This window comes from Streptomyces sp. NPDC000941 (genome assembly GCF_053599555.1).
This window is the reverse complement of sequence record NZ_JBSFMM010000340.1, coordinates 1-8,444: the sequence shown is the minus strand read 5'-3', so window position 1 is coordinate 8,444 and position 8,444 is coordinate 1. Positions and strand designations below refer to the sequence as shown.

7 protein-coding genes and 1 pseudogene are annotated in these 8,444 nt (G+C 71.3%); 2 read left to right on the top strand and 6 right to left on the bottom strand.

Annotated features, from left to right (window positions below; genetic code table 11):
• Positions 1-63 precede the first annotated feature (63 nt).
• The 6 genes and pseudogenes from ACWDSL_RS50095 to ACWDSL_RS50070 all read right to left on the bottom strand — a co-directional run.
• A pseudogene (locus tag ACWDSL_RS50095) lies at positions 64-894 on the bottom strand (methylaspartate mutase); the annotation flags it as partial.
• Positions 895-907: 13 nt separating this feature from the next.
• Positions 908-1,387: a cobalamin B12-binding domain-containing protein gene (locus ACWDSL_RS50090; RefSeq protein WP_450496042.1), complete on the bottom strand. Its 480-nt coding sequence runs from the start codon at positions 1,385-1,387 to the stop codon at positions 908-910.
• A gap of 484 nt (positions 1,388-1,871) precedes the next feature.
• The gene (locus ACWDSL_RS50085) at positions 1,872-2,540 is read right to left on the bottom strand and encodes a response regulator (protein WP_450496040.1); all 669 of its coding nucleotides are present in this window, start codon (positions 2,538-2,540) and stop codon (positions 1,872-1,874) included.
• A complete protein-coding gene (locus ACWDSL_RS50080) occupies positions 2,537-3,946 on the bottom strand; it encodes a sensor histidine kinase (protein ID WP_450496038.1) in 1,410 nt (469 codons plus the stop codon). Before ACWDSL_RS50080 ends, ACWDSL_RS50085 begins: the two co-directional genes overlap by 4 nt.
• Positions 3,947-3,971: 25 nt before the next feature.
• The gene (locus ACWDSL_RS50075) at positions 3,972-4,865 is read right to left on the bottom strand and encodes an ABC transporter permease (protein WP_450496037.1); all 894 of its coding nucleotides are present in this window, start codon (positions 4,863-4,865) and stop codon (positions 3,972-3,974) included.
• Entirely contained in the window at positions 4,865-5,797 is a 933-nt protein-coding gene (locus tag ACWDSL_RS50070) for an ABC transporter ATP-binding protein (protein WP_450496036.1), read from the bottom strand. Before ACWDSL_RS50070 ends, ACWDSL_RS50075 begins: the two co-directional genes overlap by 1 nt.
• A gap of 271 nt (positions 5,798-6,068) precedes the next feature.
• Here ACWDSL_RS50070 and ACWDSL_RS50065 point away from each other — a divergent pair, with 271 nt between their 5' ends.
• The gene (locus tag ACWDSL_RS50065) at positions 6,069-7,334 is read left to right on the top strand and encodes a glycosyltransferase (RefSeq protein ID WP_450496034.1); all 1,266 of its coding nucleotides are present in this window, start codon (positions 6,069-6,071) and stop codon (positions 7,332-7,334) included.
• 65 nt (positions 7,335-7,399) lie between these two features.
• On the top strand, positions 7,400-8,444 hold a 1,045-nt coding region (locus ACWDSL_RS50060; protein WP_450496033.1), incomplete at its 3' end, for an ArnT family glycosyltransferase.

Below are 8,444 nucleotides of genomic sequence, written 5' to 3'. Positions count from 1 at the left end.
CAGCGCTGTGCACTACAGCGCTCGCCTTCCTCGCACTGGCAGGCATCATCAGGGCCGACCGCGCGTCCGCAGCAGCAGCCATCGCGACGGCTGGCCGACGACCGCGAGCTCCGCCGCCTGGCCGAGCAGCCGGTAGGCGCCGTCGAGTGTTTCGGGGTAGAGGCCCATGTAGGTGTAGACGACGACATGCCAGTCGACGGCCGGCAGCAGCTCGCCGCACAGCCGCCGCAGCGCCGCGATGGCCTCCCGGTCCTGCGTCGGATCGGTCTGCTGGGCGTAGCTGACGGACACGCTGCGGATGCCGTGCTGGACGAAGAACAGGGCCTCGAGCACGCTGATGGCCACCAGCTGGCCGGGCGGGCACAGCTGTCCGAGCATGCAGCCGCCGAACGTCTCCAGGTGGGGCTCCATCCCGCTGTCACGGAGCTGCGCGAAGAGTTCGCAGCTCACCTCCCAGTTGCGCACGGACTCGGACAGCGGTGTGCGGCCGTACGGCAGGCAGTAGGAGACGGGGCCGCCCTCGGTGGCGCCCAGGCGTACGGGGAGCAGTGCGCGGAAGATGTCCACCGGGTTCGCCGAGCCGTGCCGCACCTGCACGGGGAAGTCCTCGCCCTGGATGCCGGACAGCACCTGTGCGGTGGTGGCGGCGGGGTGGCTGACCAACGGGTAGCCGTTGAGGTCGATTCCCTCGCGCAGGGCGGTGGCGACGGCGTCCAGGCGTCCCACCCGGGTGTGGGCGTCGACGGTGATGGTGCCGACGGTACGGGCTGCGGCCCCGCGGGTCGCGGCGAGCCCGGCGCGCATGGCGGCCGGATCGCTGAACCCCATGCGGGGTTGTACGACGAGTCGGCCCTGGGCCGCACCGGCCCGGACGAATGTTCCGAAGTCCACCACGCCTACCGCTCGCTCATCGCGCGCTGTGGGCCTGGGCGAGGGGCCGGCCCGGGCTGTGGGTGACCGTGACGGGCAGCGCGGCGGCGAAGGCCCGCAGGGCGGCGGCCGGGTCACCGCCCTCCTCGACGACCTCGTCGAATCCGGCCGCCCGAAGCTCCTGTGCGCGGACGCCGTCCGCGCCCTTGACGCCGAGCTTTCCGCCGATCACCACCGGGGTGGCGGTGAGCCGGTGGTCGGCCCGCAGTTTCTTGATGACCCGCAGTCCGTCCTGGTAGCCATGGCCGTTGACGCTGCTCACCGCGATGAACGCGGGGGCGATTTCGGCGCATTGGGCCACCAGCAGATCGTCGGGGACGCAGGGGCCCAGGTTCACCACGGGAAAACCCAGTTCCTCGATGAGTAACTGAAGGAACACCAGATTCCAGGTGTGGGAATCCGAGGCCATCGTGGTCACGACGGCGGTCCGTCTCGTATCGGTTCGCTGATCGGTCATATGACCGTTCCCCCTTCTGATGGTTCCATGGGTCTCATACGGCCACCTCGACACGCGCGTGGTCCGCGATGAACAGCGGGAACCGCGGCAGCCTCACGCGGGGAAAACGGGAAGAAGCCGGGGGGCGAATTCGTCAACCTGACCCGGGAAGACACCCCGAGATTCGACAGGGAATTCCATTGACCGCAATGCAGCCATCCGGCAGCAAGGACATGCTCGACAACACGCAGAAATTCCCCCGCCCCGCGCGAAAAGTGGACATTGCGCCCGTCGGCGCCTTCTCCCATCGGAAGACGGACCCCGCGTTCCGGAACCTCCGAGAAAACCCATGAGAGACCTCGTCACCCTAACCCGCGGGGCTGATACGGAGTCAAGGTTTTCTGACCGGCATATTCGGCGCGGTGAAGCTTTCACCCTTTGTCGTGCGGGCAACTCGCCGCGCCATTCCGCGATTTGCGCAAAGGGCCGTATCCGCCCGGCTCGGCTATGACTTGGCCCGGACCAGCCCGGCGTCATACGCCATGATCACGGCCTGGATACGGTCCCGCGCCCCGATCTTGGCGAGGACCCGTCCGACGTGCTTCTTCACCGTGGACTCGGTGAGGACGAGCCGTTCGGCGATCTCCGTATTCGTCCAGCCCTGGCCGATGGCGACCAGGACTTCGCGTTCGCGGTCGCTGAGGGTGCGCAGCCGGGGGTCCTCCGGGGCGTGGGCGTCGGTCGGGGCGAGTACCCGGTGGGCGTAGGCGTCCAGCAGACGCCGGGTCAGGCTGGGCGCGACGACGGCGTCGCCGGTGGCGACCGCGTGGATACCGGCCACAAGTTCCTCGGGGCGGGCGTCCTTGAGCAGAAAGCCGCTGGCCCCGGCCCGCAGCCCTTCATAGGCGTATTCGTCCAGGTCGAAGGTGGTGACGATGAGCACGCGGGTGCGGCCGCCGGCGGCGACGATCCGGCGCGTGGCCTCGAGGCCGTCCATGCCGGGCATGCGGATGTCCATGAGGACGACATCGGGCCGCAGTCGCTCGGCCAGGCGGACGGCCTCGGCACCGTGCTCGGCCTCGCCGATCGGGCTCAGGCCGGGGGTGCCCTCCATGAGCATGCGGAAGCCCATGCGCTGGAGGGGCTGGTCGTCGGCGATCAGCACGGTGGTCATGTCAGTTGCTCTCCTGATGCCGACGGACTGGGTCGCTGCCGGTCGAGCGGGACCGAGGAATCGAGGCGGGGTGGGGCGGGCACATCGAGGACGACGTCCACGAGCCAGCCGTGTCCGGTCTCGCGCGGGCCGATGGTGACGGAGCCGCCGTACATCGCGGCCCGCTGCCGGATGCCGACCAGGCCGTGTCCGGCGTCGCCCGAGCCGGTCCGTGGCCCCGGCCCCGACACCGCTCGCGCGGGCGTCCCCGGCGGTGCTCCGCTGTCGGCGATCCGTATCCGCACCGTGCCGGCCTCGGCGGCCACGGTGACTTCGGCGGCGGAGCCCGTACCCGCGTGCTTGAGCGTGTTGGTCAGGGCTTCCTGGACGATGCGATAGACGGTGAGCTGTACGCCGCTGCCCAGCGCGTCGAGGTCGCCGACGGTCCGGTAGGCCACTCTCAGCCCCGCCGCCCGCACCCGCGCCACCAGAGGGTCCAGATCTCGGATCCCCGGCTGCGGGCTGAGCATCCGCCTGTCGTCCCGCTCCTCGCGCAGGACGCCGAGGACGCGGCGCAGTTCGCTCATGGCCTGGCGGCCTGTGTCGCCGAGGATGCGCAGGGCCTCGGCGGACTGCTCGTTCCTGTTGGTGGCGAGGGTCGCGGCGCCGTCGGCGACACCGACCATGACCGAGAGATTGTGGCCGACGATGTCGTGCATCTCGCGCGCGACCCGGGAGCGCTCGGCGGCGGCGGTGAGTTTGACGCGCTGGTCGTGCTCGACCTCCAGCCGTCTGGCCCGGTCCTCCAGCGCCGCCAGATACATCTGGCGGATCCGGAGCGTCAGGCCGACGGCGACGGCCGCCGTCACCGTGCCCAGCAGGAAGAAGACGCCCAGCAGCGGATGTTTGACGGGCACCAGGAACCAGACGGCCAGCACCACACTGGTGGCGGCCAGCGCGCCCGCCCAGCCCAGCAGGCGCAACGAACCGTGCCGGGCCAGGGTGTACAGGGCGATGAGGGCGCTGATGCCGGCCGGCAGCCAGATACCCAGGGACCACTGGGCCAGGGACACCAGCGCGATCACGAAGTACGTGACGGCCGGGGCCCGGCGGCGCCACCACAGCGGAATGATGAGCGCGGCGGCGAAGACGAACACGACACCGGACGGGAATTTGTCACGGGAGTCCGCGTCGCCGAAGGGCGAGGTGCCGCTGCCCCACAGCAGGTCGGGCAGGGTGACGCAGACGACGATCAGCACCACCGCGGTGTCGAGCAGCCATGGATACCGGCGGTCCAGCCGCTGCCGGTCCCGCCGGCCGCGCATCAGCCGGCCCAGCAGCGGATGCGCCCAGACGGCGTCCAGCCCAGGGGGCGACGCAGCCCCCTGGGCAGTGTCCGCGGCGGCTGCCGGGCGTTCCGCGCTCATGGACACCATTGTCCTCCCGCCCTGGTCAGGCGTCGGTCCGTACGAGCCGGAAGGCGGCCCCGGCGAGTGTCAGCGCCACCCAGCCGGCGAAGACCGCGAGCCCCGCCCCGGGCGCCAGGGCGTCCGAGGACTGGTGCAGGGCGTAGACGGCCGACCCCGCGTTGCTGGGGAAGTAGGGGCTGAGCGTGTCGTACCACGCGTCGGGCAGCAGCGAGGCCAGACCGGGCAGGATGAGCAGCACGCCGACCAGCGCCGCGATGGCCCCGGCGGACGAGCGGATCAGCACGCCCAGGGCCACGCCGAACACGGCCACCAGGCCGAGATAGACACCGGCGCCGGCCAAGGCCCGAAGTACGCCGTCGTCGCCCAGGGACAGCGCGATCTTCTCGCCGTCCAGGCCCGGTGCGCCCAGCTGGAAGGCGGCCAGCGCGCCGAGCGTGGTGAGGACCAGTGCGATGGGCCCGATCACGGCGGCCTTGGACCAAAGAACCGGCAGCCGCCGCGGCACCGCGGCGAGGGTGGAGCGGATCATGCCGGTGCTGTACTCGCCCGCGGACAGCAGCACCCCGAGCACCCCGATGGCCAGCTGTGCGAAGGACACACCGGTAAGGGCCAGGCTGACCGCGTCGCTGTCGCCACCGGAACTCCCCGGGCCGGGCGGCCCGCCCGCCGCCACGGCGTCGGGGCTGTAGGTGTACGAGGCGATCGCCCCGAAGAGGATCAGCAGTACGACGGCGACGCCCAGGGTGATCCAGGTGGAGCGCAGCGACCAGAACTTGGCCCACTCCGAGCGCAGCACCCGGATGCCGGTCACCTTGTAGGGAGTCCTGGGGGTGGCGGGGGCCTTGGGCTCGGGCGCCGCGGAGAGGTTCCGGCCCTTGCCCGAGCGCGGGCTGCGGTGGAGTGCGGTGGTGGGCATCAGGCGGCCTTTCGTTCGGTGTCGGCGGGGGCGCTCTGGTACTCGACGGCGTCGCGGGTGAGGTCCATGAAGGCCGCCTCCAGGGACACGGCCTTGGGGGTGAGTTCGTACAGCGGCACCCCGTGCTCAGCGGCGATCGCCCCGATGTCATGGGCGTCACGCCCGGTGACCAGCAGTTCCTCGGCGGAGGACGAGCTGATCGTGACGTCGGGGCCGGCCAGCAACGAGCGCAGCCGCATGGCCTCGGTGGTGGCGACCTTCACACCGCCGCCGCCGGCTTCGCGGGTGAAGTCGTCGACCGTGGTGTCCGCGAGCAGCCGGCCGCGGCCGATGATCACCAGATGGTCGGCGATCAGCGCGGTCTCGCTCATCAGATGCGAGGAGAGCATGACGGCCCGGCCCTCGTCGGCCAGATCGCGCAGAAGGTTGCGCACCCACAGCACACCCTCGGGGTCGAGGCCGTTGACCGGTTCGTCGAGCATGACGATCGCCGGGTCGCCGAGCAGGGCCGAGGCGATACCGAGCCGCTGGCCCATGCCGAGGGAGAAGGCGCCCACGCGCTTACCGGCCACGCTGGTCAGCCCGGCCAGCTCGATGACCTCCTCCACCCGGCGGCGCGGAATGCCATGGGTGTACGCCAGCGCCATCAGGTGGTTGAACGCGCTGCGCCCGGGGTGGACGGATTTGGCCTCCAGCAGGGTGCCGATCTCGTGCAGCGGGGCGGCGTGCTTGGCATACGAGCGGCCGCCCACGGTGACCGAGCCGCCCTTGGTGGGGGCGTCCAGGCCGACGATCATGCGCATCGTCGTGGACTTGCCCGCGCCGTTGGGGCCGAGGAAGCCGGTCACCTCTCCGGGCTTGACGGTGAAGCTCAAGGTGTCGACGACCGTCTTGTCGCCGTACCGCTTTGTCAGCTCACGGGCTTCGATCATGTGAGTGGGCCTCTCTCGCCTCGAACCGGCCGCCGCGCAAGCGCCGCGGCGTCTGCGATCGACGCTATGGGGGCGGCCGGTGGCAACCCTGGGTCCGCGGGGGAATCTTCGGCGCCCGAGTGGTACCGCGGTACCACTGGAACACCCCGGCCGACGGCTCTCAGCGAGGACCCAGCGGACTCTCGGCGAATTCCCAGCTTGCTGTCGCGGGATTCCCGGCTTGGGCCGCGAGGGTGCAACCCCCACCGTCGCCTCTCCGTACGAGGAATCCATGCCCCAGACCTCCACCCGCCCGGGCGTCGCAGCCGGCTTCCAGCCCGCGGCCCGCCCCGATCTCTCCGACCCGGCCCGGACGGACACCCCGACCGTCGAAATCGTCGTTCCCGTCTACAACGAGGAGCGCGCGCTGCCCGGTTGTCTGCGCACCCTGCACACCCGGCTGCGTGAGCAGTTGCCGTTCCCGTGGCGGATCACGGTGGCGGACAACGCCAGCGTCGACCGGACCCTCGAGGTGGCCACGGCACTGGCCGACGAACTGCCCGGGGTGGGGGTGCGCCACCTGGACCGCAAGGGCCGCGGCCTGGCGCTGCGTACGGTGTGGGGCGCGAGCGACGCCGACATCGTCGTGTACATGGACGTCGATCTGTCCACCGGGCTCGACGGGCTGCTGCCCCTGATAGCGCCGCTGGCCAGCGGCCATTCCGATCTGGCCATCGGCAGTCGGCTCGCGCCGGGCGCGCGGACCGTGCGGGGGCCTCGCCGCGAGTTGATCTCCCGCTGCTACAACGGGTTGATCCAGCTGACCCACGGGGCCCGGTTCAGCGATGCGCAGTGCGGCTTCAAGGCGGCCCGTACCGAGGTGTTGCGACCGCTGCTGGAGAAGACACGGGACGACGCCTGGTTCTTCGACACCGAACTCCTGCTGCTTGCCGAGCACAACGGGCTGCGCATCCACGAGGTCCCGGTCGACTGGGTGGAGGACGTGGACACCCGGGTCGACGTGGTCGGCACCGCCACCGACGATCTGCGGGGGCTGTACCGGATGGCGCGGCTGAAGGCGTCCGGCGCCGCCCGGGTCGCGCTGCCGCGCCGTCCCGCTCCGGCCGCCGAACACCCGGACGCGGTGCTGGCCCCCGACACCGGCCGCTCCCGGTTCACCTGGGAGGTCGGCTGTTTCGCCGCGATCGGGGTGGCCTCGACCATCGGGCAGGGGCTGCTCTACTGGCTGCTGCGCGGCTGGTGGCCGCCCGCACTGGCGAACCTGGTGTCGCTGCTGGTGCTCACCGTGTTCAACACCGAGGCCAACCGCCGCCTGACGTTCCGCTGGTCGGACACCGGGGTGGGGCGGGCACACCTGGGTGCGGGCGCCCTGTTCGTGCTCGGCTACCTGGTCACCTCCGCCGCCGTACTGCTGTACCGCGAGAGCAGTCCGGACGCCTCGCCCGGCGCCGAAACGCTTGTGCTGATCGCGTCGTCCGTGCTGGTCACCGCCGTGCGTTTCCTCGTGCTGCGGCTGGCTGTCTTCCGGCGCTCATGAGCCCCGCCTCCCGTACCCATACCTCTGTCGGAACAACTGTCCGGAACAGGAAAGCGAAGCGCACCGTGACCCACATATCGCAAGAGCCGTCGACCACGCCCGCGAGCGCGCCACCACCACACGTGGCCGGCCGTACGCTGCCCCGCTGGGCCGCCCCGGCCGCGCTCGGCGCGATCCTGCTGCTGGCCGCGGTGCTCTACGGCTGGGCCCTCGGCTCCCTCGGCTGGGGCAACAGCTACTACGCGGCCGCGGTGAAGTCGATGGGGCGCGACTGGACCAACTTCCTCTTCGGGGCGTTCGACCCGGCCGGGGTGGTCACGGTCGACAAGCCACCGGCGGCGCTGTGGCCTCAGGTGATCAGCACCAAGATCTTCGGCCTGCACGGCTGGGCGATGATCCTGCCCCAGCTGCTGGAAGGTGTCGCGGCGGTGTTCGTCCTGCACCGGACGGTACGCCGCTGGGCGGGCGAAGGCGCCGGACTGCTCGCCGCGCTGGTCATGACGCTGACGCCGATCACCGTGGCGATCAACCGCGACAACAACCCGGACACGCTGCTGGTGCTGACCCTGGTCGCGGCGGCGTACGCGCTGACCCGGGCCTTGCAGGCGCCGGCCGGTCGGACGGCCCTGTGGTGGCTGTGCGGCAGTGGCTTCCTGATCGGCGTCGGGTTTCTGACGAAGATGCTGGCCGCCTGGATGGTGCTGCCGGCCCTCACGGCTGCCTGGCTGATCGGTGCGGCCGGGACCTGGCTCGTCCGAGTGCGCCGGCTGCTGATCGCGGGAGCCGTGCTGGCGGTGTCCTCGCTGTGGTGGGTGGCCATGGTGGCGCTGTGGCCCGGCGACCGCCCGTACATCGGCGGCAGCGAGGACGGCTCGGCCTGGGACCTGGTGGTCGGATACAACGGGCTCGGCCGGATCTTCGGCGAGAGCGGTGCCGGCGGCCCGATGGGCGGCGGGGTCTCCTTCGGTGGCGCCGCCGGTCTCGGCCGGCTCTTCAACGACCAGGTCGGCGGCCAGATCAGCTGGTTGCTGCCGCTCTGCGGGGTGGCCCTGGGCGTGGCGGTGGCCGTGGCGGTGCTGCGCCGACGCGGCGGCACGGCCACGGGCGAGC